This window comes from Albidovulum sediminicola, from assembly GCF_025751575.1.
Classification (GTDB): domain Bacteria; phylum Pseudomonadota; class Alphaproteobacteria; order Rhodobacterales; family Rhodobacteraceae; genus Albidovulum; species Albidovulum sediminicola.
On the sequence record NZ_JAOWLA010000007.1, the window covers coordinates 140,171 to 156,388 of the forward strand.

General features: G+C 67.1%; 16 protein-coding genes. 11 read left to right on the forward strand and 5 right to left on the reverse strand.

Annotation, left to right across the window (positions count from 1 at the left end):
• Nucleotides 1-2 precede the first annotated feature (2 nt).
• Both argF and OE647_RS09300 read right to left on the reverse strand, forming a co-directional pair.
• Nucleotides 3-929 (reverse strand): ornithine carbamoyltransferase, encoded by a 927-nt coding sequence (gene argF, locus OE647_RS09295; RefSeq protein ID WP_263721453.1) that lies wholly within the window; start codon nucleotides 927-929, stop codon nucleotides 3-5.
• Between the two features lie 60 nt (nucleotides 930-989).
• Nucleotides 990-2,180 (reverse strand): aspartate aminotransferase family protein, encoded by a 1,191-nt coding sequence (locus OE647_RS09300; RefSeq protein ID WP_263721454.1) that lies wholly within the window; start codon nucleotides 2,178-2,180, stop codon nucleotides 990-992.
• A 399-nt stretch (nucleotides 2,181-2,579) separates the two neighbouring features.
• On the opposite strand from OE647_RS09300, the gene OE647_RS09305 reads away from it, so the two are divergent.
• From OE647_RS09305 to glmM, 8 genes are all read left to right on the forward strand, one after another.
• On the forward strand, nucleotides 2,580-3,962 hold the full coding sequence (locus OE647_RS09305) for a hypothetical protein (protein WP_263721455.1): 1,383 nt from the start codon (nucleotides 2,580-2,582) through the stop codon (nucleotides 3,960-3,962).
• 112 nt (nucleotides 3,963-4,074) lie between these two features.
• Nucleotides 4,075-4,695, forward strand: coding sequence for a GcrA family cell cycle regulator (locus tag OE647_RS09310; protein ID WP_263721456.1), 621 nt, complete (start codon nucleotides 4,075-4,077; stop codon nucleotides 4,693-4,695).
• A 109-nt stretch (nucleotides 4,696-4,804) separates the two neighbouring features.
• Entirely contained in the window at nucleotides 4,805-5,725 is a 921-nt protein-coding gene (locus OE647_RS09315) for an ABC transporter ATP-binding protein (RefSeq protein ID WP_263721457.1), read from the forward strand.
• Nucleotides 5,722-6,483: an ABC transporter permease gene (locus OE647_RS09320; protein WP_263721458.1), complete on the forward strand. Its 762-nt coding sequence runs from the start codon at nucleotides 5,722-5,724 to the stop codon at nucleotides 6,481-6,483. Before OE647_RS09315 ends, OE647_RS09320 begins: the two co-directional genes overlap by 4 nt.
• 290 nt (nucleotides 6,484-6,773) lie before the next feature.
• The gene (locus OE647_RS09325; RefSeq protein ID WP_263721459.1) at nucleotides 6,774-7,457 is read left to right on the forward strand and encodes a cell wall hydrolase; all 684 of its coding nucleotides are present in this window, start codon (nucleotides 6,774-6,776) and stop codon (nucleotides 7,455-7,457) included.
• A 75-nt stretch (nucleotides 7,458-7,532) separates the two neighbouring features.
• Nucleotides 7,533-8,420 carry a dihydroneopterin aldolase gene (locus OE647_RS09330; RefSeq protein ID WP_263721460.1) on the forward strand — a complete coding sequence of 296 codons (888 nt, stop codon included), beginning with the start codon at nucleotides 7,533-7,535 and terminating at the stop codon, nucleotides 8,418-8,420.
• Nucleotides 8,421-8,463: 43 nt separating this feature from the next.
• Nucleotides 8,464-9,477, forward strand: coding sequence for a dihydropteroate synthase (folP, locus tag OE647_RS09335; protein ID WP_263721461.1), 1,014 nt, complete (start codon nucleotides 8,464-8,466; stop codon nucleotides 9,475-9,477).
• On the forward strand, nucleotides 9,474-10,817 hold the full coding sequence (glmM, locus tag OE647_RS09340; RefSeq protein ID WP_263721462.1) for a phosphoglucosamine mutase: 1,344 nt from the start codon (nucleotides 9,474-9,476) through the stop codon (nucleotides 10,815-10,817). The genes folP and glmM overlap by 4 nt, the downstream gene beginning before the upstream one ends.
• 5 nt (nucleotides 10,818-10,822) lie before the next feature.
• Here the strand turns inward: glmM and OE647_RS09345 are convergent, their stop codons facing one another.
• A complete protein-coding gene (locus OE647_RS09345; RefSeq protein WP_263721463.1) occupies nucleotides 10,823-11,605 on the reverse strand; it encodes a formate/nitrite transporter family protein in 783 nt (260 codons plus the stop codon).
• A 48-nt stretch (nucleotides 11,606-11,653) separates the two neighbouring features.
• A complete protein-coding gene (ilvC, locus tag OE647_RS09350) occupies nucleotides 11,654-12,739 on the reverse strand; it encodes a ketol-acid reductoisomerase (RefSeq protein ID WP_263721464.1) in 1,086 nt (361 codons plus the stop codon).
• Between the two features lie 65 nt (nucleotides 12,740-12,804).
• Between ilvC and OE647_RS09355 the strand changes: the two genes are divergently transcribed.
• The 3 genes from OE647_RS09355 to OE647_RS09365 all read left to right on the forward strand — a co-directional run bounded on the left by OE647_RS09355 (nucleotide 12,805) and on the right by OE647_RS09365 (nucleotide 14,938).
• Nucleotides 12,805-13,263, forward strand: coding sequence for an Lrp/AsnC family transcriptional regulator (locus tag OE647_RS09355; RefSeq protein ID WP_263721465.1), 459 nt, complete (start codon nucleotides 12,805-12,807; stop codon nucleotides 13,261-13,263).
• The gene (locus OE647_RS09360; protein ID WP_263721466.1) at nucleotides 13,260-13,718 is read left to right on the forward strand and encodes an Lrp/AsnC family transcriptional regulator; all 459 of its coding nucleotides are present in this window, start codon (nucleotides 13,260-13,262) and stop codon (nucleotides 13,716-13,718) included. The genes OE647_RS09355 and OE647_RS09360 overlap by 4 nt, the downstream gene beginning before the upstream one ends.
• A gap of 89 nt (nucleotides 13,719-13,807) precedes the next feature.
• Nucleotides 13,808-14,938 carry an aminotransferase class V-fold PLP-dependent enzyme gene (locus tag OE647_RS09365; RefSeq protein ID WP_263721467.1) on the forward strand — a complete coding sequence of 377 codons (1,131 nt, stop codon included), beginning with the start codon at nucleotides 13,808-13,810 and terminating at the stop codon, nucleotides 14,936-14,938.
• Between the two features lie 61 nt (nucleotides 14,939-14,999).
• Here the strand turns inward: OE647_RS09365 and OE647_RS09370 are convergent, their stop codons facing one another.
• Nucleotides 15,000-16,199, reverse strand: coding sequence for a UbiH/UbiF family hydroxylase (locus OE647_RS09370; RefSeq protein WP_263721468.1), 1,200 nt, complete (start codon nucleotides 16,197-16,199; stop codon nucleotides 15,000-15,002).
• Between the last annotated feature and the right edge of the window lie 19 nt (nucleotides 16,200-16,218).

Genomic DNA, 16,218 nt, shown 5'->3' on the forward strand with positions numbered 1-16,218 from the left:
GATCAGACCCCCAGGCACCAGCGCAGGATCGCCTTTTGCGCGTGCAGGCGGTTTTCGCTTTCGTCGAAGATGACGGATTGCGGGCCGTCCATGACCTCGCTCGTCGCCTCTTCGTTGCGATGCGCGGGCAGGCAATGCATGAAAAGCGCGTCAGGCTTCGCCTCGCCCATCATGCGGGCGTTGACCTGGTAGGGCCGCAGCTGGTTGTGCCGGCGCTCGCGCGCGCTTTCGGGATCGTGCATCGAGACCCAGGTGTCGGTGACGATCGCGTCGGCGTCCTTCGCGGCCTCAAGCGGATCCCGAAGGATCTCGACCCGCGAACCGCGCGAGCGGGCGAATTCGACCGCGCGCGGATCGGGGTCCAGCGTCTCGGGGCCAGTGAAGGTCAGATCGAAACCGAACTGGCCGGCGGCGTGCAGCCAGCTTGCGCAGACGTTGTTGCCATCGCCGGACCAGACGAACTTGCGCCCCGCGATCGGGCCGCGATGTTCCTCATAGGTGACGATGTCGGCCATGATCTGGCAGGGATGCGAGGCGTCGGTCAGGCCGTTGATCACCGGCACGGTCGCGTGTTCGGCCATTTCGAGCAGCGTCGCTTCCTCGAAGGTGCGCAGCATGATGAGATCGACGAAGCGCGAGAGCACCCGCGCGGTGTCGGCGATGGATTCGCCATGGCCGAGCTGCATTTCCTTGCCCGACAGGACCATCGTCTGGCCGCCCATCTGGCGCACACCCACGTCGAAGGAGACCCGGGTCCGCGTCGAGGGCTTTTCGAAGATGAGCGCGACCATGCGCCCGTCGAGCGGGGTTTGCGCGTCAGTGGTGCCCTTGGGCAGGCCGTCGCGCGCCGTCTTCATCGCGCGGGCCTGGTCGATCATCGCCCGGAGTTCCGCCTGAGAGGTCGTGTGGATATCGAGGAAATTACGCATGTCGGCTCCTGTGTCGGGCGGCGCCGGGGGCTTCCCGCCCCCGGACCCCCGGGGGTATTTCTACAATGAAGAAGAGGCGGTCCGTTCGATCCGCGCCGCGGCGGCGTCGAGCCTGCGGGCAGCCTCGGCGATCTCGCCCTCGGTGATGGTCAGCGGCGGCAGAAGGCGCAGCGTGTTGTCGGCGGCCGCCACGGTCAGGATATGTTCGGCATAGCCCGCGCCGACCAGGTCGGCGGGCGCCACCTTGCATTTCAGGCCGATCATCAGGCCCTGGCCGCGGACGGCCTCGAAGACCGCCGGGTGGCTTGCGACCAGCGCCTCAAGGCGTTGGCGCAAGAGGCCCGCCTTGCGGCCGACCTCGGCCAGGAACTCCGGGTCGGAGACGATTTCGAGCACCTTGGCGCCGATGGCGCAGCCCAGCGGGTTGCCGCCGTAGGTCGAGCCATGGGTGCCCGCCGTCATGCCGGCCGCCGCCTTTTCCGTGGCCAGGACCGCGCCCAGCGGGAAGCCGCCGCCGATCCCCTTGGCGACCATCATGATGTCGGGCGTGATGCCCGCCCATTCATGGGCAAAGAGCCGCCCGGTGCGGCCGACGCCGCATTGGACCTCATCAAGGATCAGGAGCGCGCCCGTGCGTTCGCAGGCGGTGCGGATCTGGCGCAGGTCCTCATCCGGCATGACGCGGATGCCGCCCTCGCCCTGGATCGGTTCGACCATGACCGCGGCGGTCTGCGGGCCGATGGCGGCCTCAAACGCGTCCATGTCGCCCCAGGGAAGTTGCCGGAAGCCCGGCATCAGCGGGCCGAAGCCCTTGACCATCTTCTCCGATCCGGCCGCGGCGATCGCACCGGTCGAGCGGCCGTGGAAGGCGCCCTCGAAGGTCAGGATCTCGATCCGGTCGGTCTCGCCCTGCTCATACCAGTACTTGCGCGCCATCTTGATGGCGAGTTCGGCGGTTTCGGTCCCGGAGTTCGTGAAGAAGACCGTGTCGGCAAAGGTCTTCGCGACCAGCAGGTCGGCCAGATGTTCCTGCTCCGGCACGCGGTAGACGTTGGAGACATGCCAGAGCCGGTTCGCCTGTTCGGTAAGCGTCGCGACAAGCGCCGGGTTGGCGTGGCCAAGCGCGTTGACGGCGATCCCGGAGCCCAGATCGAGGTATCGCGTCCCGTCCTCGGCGGTCAGCCAGGTGCCTTCGCCCTTCACGAAGGCGAGGGGCGCGCGGTTGTAGGTCGGCAGGACGTGCGGGATCATGGAATGCTCCTGTTCAGGAAGGCCAAGGGGTGCCCGAGAGAGGGCGCCGTGTCAACGATTTCGGAGAGATCGTGGCGCGCGGCCACGCGAAAGACCAGCCGTCAGGCGCGTCGCGCCGGGCGGCGTCGGGGACGGGTGAAAAGGTGGTTCCCTTTGGTCATGGGCTCGCCATAGCCACAATCACATCCGTTGTCCACGGGGAATGAAATCCGCGCCGGAAAAGGGCGGTCCAAGGGGCGGATGGACACTGGCGCGCGCAGGCCCAACCACGACAGTTAGCGCCAGCATGCTCATTGGCCACAGAATTTCGGTGAGAATGTCGAATTTTTGCCAAGTTTACCGGCATGCTATTTTTTCAGCGAATGGGAGGATGCGTTGAGCCGGAAACTACGAGTTGTCTTGGACGCCAGCGACCCGTCCCTTCAGACCCTTCCTCTTTCGGTGACGCTCGTCTTCGCTCCGTTCGAGAAGGTCTCGCCGACGGCGGCGGGGCTTTTCCGCGCCCGGTTCGGGCCGAGCGCGCTGGCGGAAGATGTCATGGCCAGCCCGCAGACGCTGTTCAACGCGGAACAGAACATGGCGGAGCGGATGCGGCAGAAAAGCGGCGCCTGGGTGCTTGCGCACTGGCCACTGGTTCTGTCCGAACCTTCCGACGCGGAAGGCGTCACGCTGATCGAGGATTTCGGGAATCCCTGGCTGCCCACGGCGCTCGCGCGCTTCCGGCCGGGTATCTCGGTGCTTTCGCTGCGCAGCTGCACTCTGGGCGAAACCGATGGCGTGCACCGTTTCACGCTGCGCCGGGGCGCGCGGATCCTGCGGCGGGTCGAAACACGCCGCCAAGGGATGGATGACTGGGAGGTCAACGCCTCCGGTCGGCCCCAGCCCTTTGAGGAGGCGCTTGGCGGGAACGCGGCGGCGGGGCGGCTTGACCGTGCCGCGCTGCTGCGGCTTGCCGAGGGCATGGGCGTCGATCTGCTGCGGACGATCGAGGGACGGCGGGTGATGCGGTCCTGCGCGCTGATCGCACTGGACGACCGCAACCTCGAAGAGACGCGGCTGCCGACGCGCCTGGGCCAGTCGGTCTATGACACGGCCCTGCGTCAGGGCTTCGCGAGCGCGCGCAACGGCTTGGCGGCGGCCCCGCTGGAAGGGATCAGTGACGCCGATCTGGGCGATCTGGAGGCCGAGGCGCAGCGCGTCATCGGGCGGGCGCGCAAGGTCGAGGAGCTTCGCGATGCGCTGGCCCCGGTCCTTGGGCTTGAGCGTTTGGGGGAAAGTGGTCGTCACCGGCTAGGCTCGCTTTATTCGCTGGCCCTGGCGCGGGCTTACCGGCTGGACCTGGACAGCCTGACGACGCGCCGGCTTGAGCGCGACTGGCACGACGTCGTGGCGGGGACGGAATACGAGGTGTCGCGCGAAACCATCGAAAGCGACCGCGCGAAGGCGCAGCGCAATCAGTTGCTGCGCCCGATCGTTCAGCGGCACGAGGCGGTCTGCCGCGCCGCCGAGACGCCCGAGGACCTCCTGCCCGTTCTGCGCGAGATCACCGAGGAGGCCCGCCCGGAGTTCGATGCGCGGTTCCGCGAAATGGCGCTTCAGGCCATCTGCAAGCGGGCGCGCGAACTTGACCCGGATGACCCGGTCACTGCGCGCCTGTCCCAAACGCTGCTTTCCTGGCACGAGGCGGCGCATGAGGCGAAGACTTGCGATGCCCGGGGAAGCGAAAGGCCCCCGCGTCCTGCGCGCCGCACGCGGCTTCTTGCGGCGCAATTGCTCCGCTGAGGCCCCGGGGCGCTTGAATCCGCCGCCGTCTGGTTGTATCTCGGTGCGTCCCGGCTAAAATGGGACCAACCGCAAATGGCCGGATTGCCGGCACCAAGCCCGAGGGTCAGTGATGTCCTGGACCGACGAACGCGTCGAGACATTGAAGAGGATGTGGTCGGAAGGCCAGTCCGCAAGCCAGATCGCCAAGGAACTGGGCGGCGTGACGCGCAATGCCGTTATCGGCAAGGTGCACAGGCTTGGTCTGTCAAACCGCGTTGGCGCGGCCCCGGTGCCTGAAGCCAAGCCCAAGGCGCCCGCCGCGACGCCGCAGCGCAACGATCCGCCCCCGGCCGCCGAGGCGCCGAAGCCCGCCGCCGCGACCCCGCGTGTGGAGGCCAAGCCTGCGCCTGCCGCGCGCGCGCCCGAGCCCGCGCCGCAACCGGCAGCGACCGCCGCGACCCCGGCCGTGCGCAAGCCGATCGTGCCTGCTGGACAGCCGCTGCCGCCGCAGCCCTCCGCCGGAGAGATCAGCCCCGAGGCGCTGGCCTCGGTCCGCGAGGTCGAGAAGCGCGCCCGCAAGCTGACGCTGATGGAACTGACCGAACGGACCTGCAAATGGCCCATCGGCGACCCGGCGACGCCGGATTTCTGGTTCTGCGGTCTCGCGGCCCAGCCCGGCAAGCCCTATTGCGAGGCGCATGTCGGCGTGGCGTTCCAGCCGATGAGCGCACGGCGCGACCGGCGCCGCTGAGCGCGCGCAGCTGACCTGACCCCTGCGCGGGCTCCACCGCCCGATGAAAAGGGCTCTTTTCGAGCCAGCGCCGCGCGGCTACCCTCCGCCGCGCGCGAAGGAGCTGTTCATGTCACCGATCATCGAGGTCAGCGACCTCTCCAAGACCTATGCCAGCGGGACCCCCGCGCTGAAAGGGGTGACGCTCGATATCCGGGAGGGCGAGATCCTTGCCCTGCTGGGTCCGAACGGGGCCGGCAAGACCACCTTCATCTCGATCCTCTGCGGTCTGGTCACCCCGACGGGCGGGCAGGTGCGCGTCGGGGGGCACGACCTGTTGCGCGACTATCGGGCCGCCCGGTCGCTGATCGGCCTCGTGCCGCAGGAAATCGCACTGGAGTTCTTCGAGTCGGTGATCAACACCGTGCGCTTTTCGCGCGGGCTTTACGGCAAGGCGCCGGATGATGCCTACCTCGAACGGGTGCTGAGGGCGCTGTCGCTCTGGGACAAGCGCGACGCCAAGCTGCGCGAGTTGTCGGGGGGCATGAAGCGCCGGGTGCTGATCGCCAAGGCCTTGTCGCACGGCCCCCGCATCCTGTTCCTCGACGAGCCGACCGCCGGCGTGGACGTGAACCTCCGGCGCGAGATGTGGGAGGTCGTGCGCGGGCTGAAGGCCGAGGGCGTGACCATCATCCTGACCACGCATTACCTGGAAGAGGCCGAGGAAATGGCCGACAGGGTGGGCATCATCGACAAGGGCCGGCTGCTTCTTGTGCGCGACAAGGCGGACCTGATGCATGAATTCGGCCAGAAGGTGCTGCGGGTCGAACTGGCCGCGCCGCTTGCCGAACTGCCCTCCGCGCTCTCGGGGCTGGAGCTTTCGCCTGACGGGCTGACCGTCAGCTACCGCTACGATACCCATGCGGACCGCTCCGGCATCGCCCGGCTTCTGGGCACCTTCGCGGCCGAGGGGATCGGCGTGCGCGATGTGGCCACCGAACAATCCTCGCTTGAGGACGTTTTCCTGCGGCTTGTGAGGGACCTGGCATGAACTGGCGTTCGATCCTGACCATCTTCAACTTCGAGATGGCGCGCTTCTGGCGCACGCCCTGGGAATCGCTGGCCGCCCCGGTGGTGTCCACCGTCCTTTACTTCGTGGTCTTCGGGGCCGCGATCGGCACCCGCATCGAGTCGGTCGACAACATCAGCTACGGCGCCTTCATCGTGCCGGGGCTGATCATCCTGACGGTCTTGCAGCAATCGCTCGCCAACGCCTCCAACGCGATCTTCATGCGCAAGTTCGTGGGCACGATTCACGAGATCCTGGCCGCCCCGATCTCCTTCATCGAGGTCGTGGCGGGGTTCGTGGGGGCCGCCGCGCTGAAGTCGGTCATCATCGCCATCGTCATCTACCTGACGGCGCTGGCCTTCGTGGACCTGCCGCTGGCCCATCCCGTGCTCGCGCTGGTGCTGCTGGTCCTGACCTCCTTCGGCTTCGCGCTCTGGGGGTTCCTGATGGGGATCTGGGCGAGGGACTGGCAGCAATTGCAGTTCATCCCGATGATGGTGATCACGCCCTTGGTGTTCCTCGGCGGGGCGTTCTACTCGGCCTCGATGCTGCCGCCCTTCTGGGAGGCCGTGGCCAAGCTCAACCCGGTGCTCTACCTCGTCTCGGGGTTCCGCTGGACCTTTTTCGGCATGGCCGATGTGCCGGTCCTGTCTTCGGTCCTGGCGCTGGCGATCTTCCTTGGGCTGGGTTTCCTTGCGGTCTGGGCGATCTTCCGGACCGGCTGGCGGCTTCGGGCCTGAGGGGTATCTGGCCCGGCCCCGGGCGGTCATCTTCGGCGCGAACGAATCACTTTTCGGCGGCGGACTCCCGGATAAGGACGCGACCGGCGCGGCAGAAAGGCGCCGCCACGGCCGGGGCACCCGCGCGCTGATCCCGGCTACTTGTCGAGAAAACGGGGACAAAATCGCCCCCTCGACGGTATTTGTTGCACATTTGCAACAAGGGTGGACAGGCCCGGAAAATCGCGTTATGCCGCCGCCGGTCATTGCCTGGGGGCTGTGGCTCGTCGAAGCAATTCGGGAAACTACCAATGTCAGTGCTGATGTGCCGGGCGGCCGCGGTCGTCTTGCTCCTCGGACTTGCCGGAGGCGTTCGAGCCGAGATGACGGTGAGCCAGTCGAACGATCCGGATGGGTCCATTGATGTCCATATGACCGCGCTTCTTGGGCAGGAGCGTGCGGGGCTGGGCGCGCTGAGCGCCAGCGATATCGCGGCCGTTGCGACCGCGCCGGTCAAGCCCGGAAAGTCCAAGGTCAAATCGGTGATGTCCTACGACAGCACCTGGCTTGCCGCACTGCCGCGCCCGAACCCGAGCGAAGAGCTCGAATGCCTGGCGCAGGCGCTCTATTTCGAGGCGCGGGGCGAATCCATCAAGGGCCAGGCCGCCGTCGCCGAAGTGATCCTGAACCGCGTCGACAGCCCCGCCTTCCCGAAGACGGTCTGCGGCGTGGTGAATCAGGGGGGCAACGGCGGGTGCCAGTTCTCCTATACCTGCGACGGGCGTGCCGAGGTGATCGCCGAGCCGGACGCGTGGCGACGCTCCGCCAAGATCGCGGGCGCGATGCTTGATGGTGCGCCGCGGCTCCTGACCGAGGGCGCGACCTATTTCCACACACCCTATGTCTCGCCCTCTTGGTCTACCCGGTTCGAACTGACGGCGACCATCGGCGCGCACCTGTTCTACCGGCCGCCGCTGAAGACGGCGCTGAACTGATCCGGCAAGTCGCCTCCGGGCTGCCCTTCGGCGTCGCACCCCGTTAGGATGGCGCGACGACCCAGGGGACGGATCATGACCGACGACATCGCACTTGCCTTCGAGCATCCCGAAGCGCGTTCGCGCGCGACCGGCGGACCGGCGGACCGGCTATCCTTGCGCGATTTCATCGTCGAGGCCGACATCGGCGCCTTCCAGGAGGAACGGGGCGCGATCCAGCGCCTGCGCTTCAACATCGTGGTCGAGATCGCGCCCCTGCCCGAGGGGCTTGACGATGACGTGGACCAGATCCTGTCCTATGACCGCCTGATCGAGGCGGTTCAGGCGGAACTGGCCCGTGAACGGCTTAATCTGCTGGAGACACTGGCCGAAGGTATCGCGGACCGGATCCTGGCGGAGCCGCAGGCGCGGCGCGTGTTCCTGCGGATCGAGAAGCTGGATCGCGGCCCCTTTGTCCTTGGGGTGGAAATCGTTCGGGACGCGGCGCAGGACCGGGTGGAGGAGGCTGCGGCGCCGCATCCCGTGGTCGTCCATTTCGGCGCCGACGCGCTGGCCCTGCCGGATCTGGTGGCGCGGATCGGGCGCCACATCGCGGCGGAGGACCCTGTCGTCTTTACGCTCGACCTTCCGCCCGAGGCGCGACCGGCGGCCTTGACCGAGGACGCACGCCGCCGCATCGCGCTTCTGGCGATCGAGCAGAACGCCTGGGCCTTTGCCGCGCGCGATGCGCGGCTCAAGGTCGTCGCGACCCGGACGGAGCTCGACTGGGCCCTGCGCAACGGCCGCGCGGCCGTCTGGGCCCCTTCCAAGCTGGTGCTCGACACGCCCGGCGCGCCCGCAGGGGCCGAGGATGCCGCGGCGCTCTCCCTTTGGCTTGCGGGTCTTCTTGAGGCACGACGCCTGGTCGTTCACGGCGCTGTCACGATCCCGGCGGGAAGCCGCGTGCCGGTCGAGCGGGCCTGAAAGCTGGCTTGCCAATTCCACGGCTTCGACGGAAAACCCGCTCATGGAATATTTTCGACCGATCGCGATGACCGACCCCGCCCGACCCGAGGGCGCGTTGCAGCTTGCCGGCGGATGGTGCTGGTTCGACCGGGCCGAGGTGCTGACCCGCGAGGGGCCGCAGAGGACGATCCCCGCCAGCGAGATCCCCGAGGAGGCGCGTGAGGCCCTGACCGCCCTGCGCCCCGATTTCCTCGGCATGGGCCTTGGCCGGCCGCGGATCATGGGGGTGCTGAACGTCACGCCCGACAGTTTTTCCGACGGGGGCCTTTTCGCCGAAGGCGCGGCGGCGCGCGAACAGGGGCTCTCGATGGCGCTGGCGGGCGCGGAGATCATCGACATCGGCGGCGAAAGCACACGCCCCGGCGCCGCTGACGTGGCGATCGCGGAGGAAACCGACCGCACCGCGCCCGTTATCGCCGCGCTCAGGCGGGCGGGCGTGTCCGCCCCGATCTCGATCGACACGCGCAAGGCTGCCGTGGCTTGCGCCGCGCTCGATGCCGGGGCGGCGATGGTCAACGATGTTTCCGCCTTTGCCTATGATGCGGCGCTGGGCCATCTGGTCGCGGCGCGCGAGGTGCCGGTCTGCCTGATGCATGCCCAGGGCGTGCCCGCGACGATGCAGCATGACCCGCGCTACGCCAATGTCCTGCTGGATGTCTACGATTACCTCGCCGAATGTGTGCGCGAGGCGGAAGCGGTTGGCATCCCGCGCGCCCGAATCCTGGTCGATCCCGGCATCGGATTTGGTAAGAATCTTGAGCACAATCTGGCTCTTTTACGCGGATTGTCCCTGTTTCATGGTCTCGGGTGCGGCATTCTCTTGGGCGCTTCGCGAAAACGCTTCATCGGCACCATAGGTGGGGCGGAGACTGCGGCGGACCGTGGGCCCGGTACGATTGCGGTCACGCTGGCGGGGATCGCGCAGGGCGTGCAGTGGCACAGGGTGCATGATATCGGCGAAACGAGGCAGGCCATCCGCCTTTGGCAGGCGGTGACGGCGGGGGACATGCAATGACGCGCAAGCTATTCGGGACCGATGGCGTCAGGGGGACGGCGAACACCTATCCGATGACCGCCGAGATGGCGCTGCGCCTCGGCGCGGCGGCGGGGCGTTTTTTCCGCACCGATGGCCGCAATCGCCACCGCGTCGTGATCGGCAAGGATACGCGGTTGTCGGGCTATATGCTGGAAAACGCGCTGACCGCGGGCCTGACCTCGACCGGCATGAATGTCCTGCTGCTGGGGCCGGTGCCGACACCGGCGGTCGGGTTCCTGACGCGCTCCATGCGCGCGGAATTCGGCATTATGATCTCGGCCAGCCATAACCCGGCCCATGACAACGGCATCAAGTTCTTCGGTCCTGACGGCTTCAAGCTGTCCGATGAGGCCGAGGCGGAGGTCGAGGCCATCGTTGCAAGCCAGATCGAGCCGGCCCGCCCGCAAAACATCGGCCGGGCCAAGCGCATCGACGACGGCCTGGGCCGTTATGTCGAATACGCCAAGACCACGTTCCCCGCGCGCGGGCAGCTTTCCGGCCTGAAGGTCGTGATCGACTGCGCCAATGGGGCCGCCTACAAGGCCGCGCCGGAGGTTCTATGGGAACTGGGCGCCGAGGTGATCCCGGTCGGTGTCACCCCGGACGGGCTCAACATCAATAACAAGTGCGGATCGACCTTCACCCGGACGGCGGCCGAGGCGGTCGTCGCCCATGGCGCGGACCTGGGGATCAGCCTGGATGGCGATGCCGACCGGGTGATGATCCTGGACGAAACCGGGCAGGTGGCGGACGGCGACCAGATCATGGCGCTTCTTGCGCATCGCTGGGCGGCGGCAGGGCGGCTTCGGGGGGGCGCGCTGGTCGCGACGGTGATGTCGAACCTTGGTCTGGAACGTTTCCTGACGGGGCAGGGGCTGAGGCTGGAACGCACCGCGGTCGGCGACCGCTATGTGGTCGAGCGGATGCGCGAGGGCGGATTCAACCTTGGCGGGGAGCAATCCGGCCATATCGTGATGACCGATTACGCGACGACCGGCGACGGGCTGATCGCGGGCCTTCAGTTCCTGGCCGCAATGGCCGAGACTGGCAAGAAAGCCTCCGAACTCGTCCGGCAGTTTGAGACCGTGCCGCAGATGTTGAAGAATGTCAGGTATGCAGCCGGTCAGGAGCCACTTGCCGCCGAAAATGTTCGAAAAGTGATCGAAGATTCCGAGGCACGACTGACCGGATCGGGCCGTCTGCTGATCCGCAAGTCGGGGACGGAGCCACTGATCCGGGTCATGGCGGAGTGCGAGGACGAGGCGCTTCTGGCCGAGGTCGTGGGTGGGATCGTGGCCGCCGTCGAAGCCGCCGTCTGAACGGCTCAGACCGGCCGGTAGGCCAGCCGGTAGCTGAGTGCCACGCCGCCCGCGCCGCCCAGGATGTTGCCAAGGGTCACGACGGCCAGGTTTGTCAGGATCGGCGTCAGGCCGATGTCCGCCCCCGCCGCAAGGCCTTGGGGGAAGAAGAACATGTTGGCGATCGAGTGTTCCAGCCCCAGCAGCACGAAGGTCGAAACCGGCAGCAGGACCGCCAGGATCTTGCCGGTCGCGCTGCGTGCCGCGATCGAAAGCCAGACCGCAAGGCAGACGAGCACGTTGCAGAGCACCCCGCGGAAGAAGGCGGATAGCGGGTCAAGCGCGGCCTTGCCCTCGGCGATGGCGCGTGCGGTCGCGCCCATGGCTCCATCGAGCAGACCGGTCCCTGCAAAAAGCCCCGCCAGGACAAGCGCGCCCAGAAGGTTTCCGACATAGACGACCGTCCAGGCGCGCGCTAACTCGCCCCCGCCGACCTTGCCATCAACGGCAGCCATGATCATCAGCGCGTTGCCGGTAAAAAGCTCTGCCCCGCCGACGATCACCAGGACGAGGCCGAGCGAGAAGACCAGCCCACCCAGAAAGCGGTGGGGGCCAAAGCCTGCGTCCGCCCCGGTCATCACCATGGTATAGGCCGCCGCCCCGAGCGCGATGAAGGCCCCCGCAAGCATCGCCAGCGTCAGCATCGAGACCAGCGGAAGGCGAGCCTTCGCGGCCCCCGCGGCTTCCAGCAGTTCGGCGATTTCCTTGGGTTTGTAGGCGTCTATGCCGGTCGGATGCAGCGGGTCCATAGCAGCCTCGAAGTTGTGGCGGGGAGCGATCTCCCCGCCACCTTCGCGTCAGTTCCGCGACTTGTCCACCATCTTGCCCTTGGAGATCCAGGGCATCATGGCGCGCAGCTTTTCACCGACCTTCTCGATCTGGTGCTCGTCGTTGATCCGGCGGGTCGCCTTGAAGAACGGCTGGCCGACGGCGTTTTCCTGCATGAAGTCACGGACGAATTTGCCGGTCTGGATGTCGGAGAGAACCGCCTTCATCCGCGCCTTGGTCTCGTCGTAGGGCAGGATGCGCGGGCCAGAGACATATTCGCCATACTCGGCCGTGTTCGAGATCGAGTAGTTCATGTTGGCGATGCCGCCTTCGTAGATCAGGTCCACGATCAGCTTCACTTCGTGCAGGCACTCGAAATAGGCCATTTCCGGCTCGTAGCCGGCCTCGACCAGGGTCTCGAAGCCCATGCGGATCAGCTCGACGAGACCGCCGCAAAGCACGGCCTGTTCACCGAAGAGGTCGGTTTCGCATTCCTGGCGGAAGTTGGTCTCGATGATGCCCGAACGGCCGCCACCGATGGCGGAGCAATAGGACAGGCCGATTTCCATCGCCTTGCCGGTCGCGTCCTGGTGGACCGCGACGAGGCAGGGCACGCCGCCGCCCTTGACGTATTCGCCGCGGACGGTGTGGCCGGGGCCCTTCGGTGCCATCATGATGACGTCAACGCCGGGCTTCGGCTCGATCAGGCCGAAGTGCACGTTCAGGCCGTGGGCGAAAGCGATCGCCGCGCCCTCGCGCAGGTTGTCGTGGACGTATTTCTTGTAGGTCGCGGCCTGAAGTTCGTCCGGCATGGTGAACATGATCACGTCGCACCAGGCGGCGGCCTCGGCGATGCCCATGACCTTCAGCCCTTCCTTCTCGCACTTGGCGGCCGAGGGCGAGCCTTCGCGCAGCGCGATGACCACGTTCTTGGCGCCCGAATCGCGCAGGTTCAGCGCGTGGGCGTGGCCTTGGGACCCGTAGCCGAGGATGGCGACCTTCTTGTCCTTGATGAGGTTGATATCGCAGTCGCGATCGTAATAGACGCGCATGATGCGTTCCTTTCTTCGTTTCTGGTGGCGAGCATAGAAAGGTTTCGCGGAATTCCCGTGCAAAATTTGACGATTTTAGCCAGGTGTGCGAAAATCTATTCGCAATATACGAAATTTGTGAAAAATAAATGCAGATAGACGATACGGACCGCCGCATCCTGCGCCAACTGCTCGCCGATCCGGGCGTCGCGACCGCCGATCTGGCGGAGCGCGCGGGCGTCACGGCTGCGACCTGCTGGCGGCGGCTGGAGCGGCTGACGGCGGCCGGCGTGCTGAAGGGCCAGCACGCGGTAATTGACTGGCGCGCGCTGGGCTGGGCGGTGGAGGTTTCGCTGCGCTTCACGCTCGACAAGACCAACCCGCGCGCGTTCGACGAGTTTCTGGAGGCCGTGCGCAGCGTGCCCGAGGTGATCGAGATCCAGACCTTCCTCGGCCGTGTCGATGTGCGCCTGAACGTCATCGCCCGCGACATGGGACATTATCAAGAGGTCTACCGCGACCGCATCCTGACGCTGCCCCATATCGCGGATATCGAAAGCCTGATGCTGGTTTCGACCATCAAGGAAACAGGGAGTATTCCGCTGTGATCGAGCTTGATGACCTTGACCGGGCGGTTCTGCGCGCGCTGGTCGCAGATGCCACGCAAAGCGCGGGTGCGATCGGGCGGGCGCTGGGCCTTTCGCAGCCCGCGACCTGGCGGCGCATCCGGCGGCTGGAACAAGCGGGGGTGATCGCGGGCCGGCGCATCGACCTTGATACAGAGGCGTTGGGTTTCGGCGTCACGGTCTTTTTGGGCGTGAAGCTCGCCGCCAAGGGGCGCGTCAGCCTTGAGGATTTCGAACGCGCCGCCACCGCCATCCCGGAGGTGCAGACCGTGCAGCACGTCCTGGGGCTTTACGACTACCGTCTGCGCGTCACGGCCCGCGATCTGGCGGATTTCGAGCGCGTCCTGCGCCGCCGGATCATGACCCTGCCCGGCGTGGGCAATGTCGAGGCGAACGTGCTTCTGAGCGAGGAACGGCGCCCCGGCCCCCTGGGCTGAAGCACGAATCCGTCACATCCTGTCGGTAAACCCTTGGCTTTGCGCCCCCGCCTGCGCTACCGCAGGATCTGACAAAACAGGAGGACTTCATGCCCGCGCTTCTGCCCGACGTCGACCCCGATGGGCTCGAGGAGTTTTCGGTCGTCTTTACCGACCGGTCGCTCAACCACATGAGCAAGCAGTTCCAGGGCGTGATGCGCGACATCTCGTCCATGCTGAAGGAGGTCTACAACGCCGATGCCGTGGCCTTGGTGCCGGGTGGCGGGACCTATGGGATGGAAGCGGTGGCGCGCCAGTTCGCCGCTGGCAAGCGGGCGCTGATCGTCCGCAACGGCTGGTTCTCCTACCGCTGGACCCAGATCTTCGAGGCGGGGGGCTTCGCGGCCGAAACCCATGTCGCCCTGGCGCGGCGCGCCGGGAACGAGGTTCAGGCCCCCTTCGCCCCCGCGCCGATCGAAGAGGTCGTGGCGAAGATCGCCGAAGTTCGCCCCGAGGTGGTCTTTGCCCCGCATGTCGAAACCGCCAGCGGGATGATCCTGCCGGACGGCTACCTGAAGGCGCTGGCGGCCGCCGCGCATGAGGTGGGCGCGCTCTTCGTCCTGGACTGCATCGCTTCGGGCTGCATCTGGGTCGACATGAAGGATGTGGGCGTCGATGTCCTGATCTCGGCCCCGCAGAAGGGCTGGTCGGCCTCGCCCTCGGCCGGGTTGGTGATGATGAGCGCCGAGGCCGAGAAGCGGATGGAGGCGACGACCTCCAACAGTTTCGCGCTCGACCTCAAGAAATGGCGCGCGATCATGGCGGCCTATGAGGGCGGCGGCCACGCCTATCACGCGACGATGCCGACGGATGCGCTCAAGGCTTTCCGCGACACGATGGCCGAAACCCGGGAGTATGGGTTCGAGCGGCTGCGCGCCGCGCAATGGGCGCTAGGCGAAGCGGTTCGGGCGGAATTGGCCTCGCGCGGTATTCGGTCGGTCGCAGCCGAAGGCTTCGGCGCGCCGGGCGTCGTCGTCAGCTTTACCGACGATCCCGACATCCAGACCGGCAAGAAGTTCCTGGCCGCAGGCGTCCAGATCGCTGCGGGCGTGCCCTTGCAGGTGGGGGAGGGCGATGCCTACCGCAGCTTCCGTATCGGGCTATTCGGCCTCGACAAGCTTTATGACGTGGAAGGCACCGTGGCCCGCGTCCGTCGCGCACTGGACGCGGCCCTGGGCTGACCGCGCGCCGGGCCCGCACCTTGCGGGCCCTTTTCGCCTTGCGGGAGCAAAAAGGCCGGGCTCAGCGCATGCCGAGTCCGGCTTTCATCAGCGTCGTGCGTACCGGCTTGAGAGAGTAGAGCGCGTTCAGCGCTCCCGCCCGCAGATCGCGCAGCGGGCGCGGCGACAGCATCGAGGTGCGGTTCAAAAGGTCGATGCCGGTCACACGCGCCTTCACCTCGGGCCAGCGGCGGCGATGGTAGGCTTCAAGCATCGCCCTCTCCCCCAGCTTCTCGGGGGCGGCGGTCGCCAGGTCGAGCAGGCAGGCCAGGTCGGCCAGCGACATGTTCAATCCCTGCGCGCCGATCGGCGGCACGACATGGGCGGCTTCCGCGATAAGCGCGGTCCGCTCCGCCTCGAACCGATCCGCGATCTGGGCGATCATCGGCCAGACAGAACGCCGCGTGACCAAGGTGAGCGGTCCGAAGAGCCCCGCCGAGCGGGCAAGCATCGCTGCCTCGAACTCCGGGACGGGCAGGACGGCCAAACGCTCGGCTTCCGGCCCGCGCTCCATCCAGACCACGGCCGAACAGGGGCGCCCGTCGCGGTCGGGCAGGGGCACGAGCGTGAAGGGGCCGCCCGTCCGGTGGATCTCGGTCGAGACGTTCTGATGCGGGACCGGATGGGTGACCGCGAAGGCCAGGGCTTTTTGCCCGTAGCGCATCGTCTTGACGCCGATGCCCGCCGCCTCGCGCACCGGGCTTGCCCGGCCGTCGGCGGCCAGCAGCAGCCGGGCGGTCACCGTCGCCCCGTCCGACAGCGTGACGCGCGCCTCGCTTTCGCGTGTCAGAACGGCGCGCGTGGCGACCCCCGGGCGGAAATCGACGTTGGGCAGTTCGGCGATCCGCGCGACCATTTCCCGGCGCAGGAGCCAGTTGGGGAAGTTCCAGCCGAAGGGCTCCTCGCCGATCTCCGAGGCGTCGAAATCCTTGACGATCCGGGGTTCCGGCGTTTCGCCACCCGCATCAACGATCCGCATGATCTTCAGCGCGGCGGCATGTGGGGCAAGGCGGCCCCAAAGCCCCGCCTGTTCCAGCACCTGGCGCGCAGGTTGCAGGAAGGCTGTGGTGCGCATGTCCGCGCCTGCGGCCTCGGCCTCGGTCACCGGGGGGGCGGGATCGACGCAGATCACCGAAAAACCCGCAGCACCAAAGGCGGCGGCCGCGGTCAGTCCCGCGACGCCACCGCCGGAAATCAGGATATCTGTCGCCTCAGCCTGCATCACGCTCTCCTTCGGCCGG

Excerpts from the sequence above, each read along its gene's own strand:
- glmM (WP_263721462.1), top strand. The coding sequence starts at position 9,474 with ATGACGCGCAAGCTATTCGGGACCGATGGCGTCAGGGGGACGGCGAAC.
- argF (WP_263721453.1), bottom strand. The coding sequence starts at position 929 with ATGCGTAATTTCCTCGATATCCACACGACCTCTCAGGCGGAACTCCGG.
- OE647_RS09365 (WP_263721467.1), top strand. The coding sequence starts at position 13,808 with ATGCCCGCGCTTCTGCCCGACGTCGACCCCGATGGGCTCGAGGAGTTT.
- folP (WP_263721461.1), top strand. The coding sequence starts at position 8,464 with ATGGAATATTTTCGACCGATCGCGATGACCGACCCCGCCCGACCCGAG.
- OE647_RS09320 (WP_263721458.1), top strand. The coding sequence starts at position 5,722 with ATGAACTGGCGTTCGATCCTGACCATCTTCAACTTCGAGATGGCGCGC.
- OE647_RS09345 (WP_263721463.1), bottom strand. The coding sequence starts at position 11,605 with ATGGACCCGCTGCATCCGACCGGCATAGACGCCTACAAACCCAAGGAA.
- OE647_RS09300 (WP_263721454.1), bottom strand. The coding sequence starts at position 2,180 with ATGATCCCGCACGTCCTGCCGACCTACAACCGCGCGCCCCTCGCCTTC.
- OE647_RS09310 (WP_263721456.1), top strand. The coding sequence starts at position 4,075 with ATGTCCTGGACCGACGAACGCGTCGAGACATTGAAGAGGATGTGGTCG.
- OE647_RS09325 (WP_263721459.1), top strand. The coding sequence starts at position 6,774 with ATGTCAGTGCTGATGTGCCGGGCGGCCGCGGTCGTCTTGCTCCTCGGA.
- OE647_RS09370 (WP_263721468.1), bottom strand. The coding sequence starts at position 16,199 with ATGCAGGCTGAGGCGACAGATATCCTGATTTCCGGCGGTGGCGTCGCG.
- OE647_RS09315 (WP_263721457.1), top strand. The coding sequence starts at position 4,805 with ATGTCACCGATCATCGAGGTCAGCGACCTCTCCAAGACCTATGCCAGC.
- OE647_RS09330 (WP_263721460.1), top strand. The coding sequence starts at position 7,533 with ATGACCGACGACATCGCACTTGCCTTCGAGCATCCCGAAGCGCGTTCG.
- OE647_RS09355 (WP_263721465.1), top strand. The coding sequence starts at position 12,805 with ATGCAGATAGACGATACGGACCGCCGCATCCTGCGCCAACTGCTCGCC.